Origin of the sequence: Geobacillus sp. ZGt-1 (assembly GCF_001026865.1) — a bacterium.
Taxonomy (GTDB): domain Bacteria; phylum Bacillota; class Bacilli; order Bacillales; family Anoxybacillaceae; genus Geobacillus; species Geobacillus thermoleovorans.
Window position 1 is genome coordinate 1 of the sequence record NZ_LDPD01000046.1, and the last position, 420, is coordinate 420.

At 49.8% G+C, this 420-nt stretch carries 1 protein-coding gene; it reads right to left on the reverse strand.

Translation table 11 applies throughout. The features are described from left to right. Positions 1-420: transposase (locus VU18_RS15380; protein ID WP_047758424.1), on the reverse strand; the 420-nt coding region annotated here is incomplete at both ends.

The window sequence follows — 420 nt, forward strand, 5'->3', positions numbered from 1 at the left end:
GCGAATGTTTCTTCGCGAAACGTACCCGAAATGTTCTCTTTGACTTTGACCATGCGAAGATCGCGTTCGGCTTGGTTGTTATCAAAGGGAACATGTACTTCACGTAAGAAACGCAGCGCTTCTTCCTTTCGTTTTTGAAGGCGTCGAACAAAAGCGAGTGCTTTTTTCGGAAGAGGCGTCATCGTTTCTAATCGGTGTTGTGCTCTTTCTAGGATGCGATCATACACTCGTTCCCACCGTCTCGCTTCTTCTTCGGAAAGTGCACCGTGATGGGCTTCGACGGCTTGCTTGGCGGCTAACAGAAACGTGGTCATGCGCATCGCCCACGTATGCCCCTGTTCGATGAATCCTTTTAACTCACGCAAATGGTGGGCATGACAAAGGGCATGGGTGGCATGTGTGTATTTCGGATACGTACCG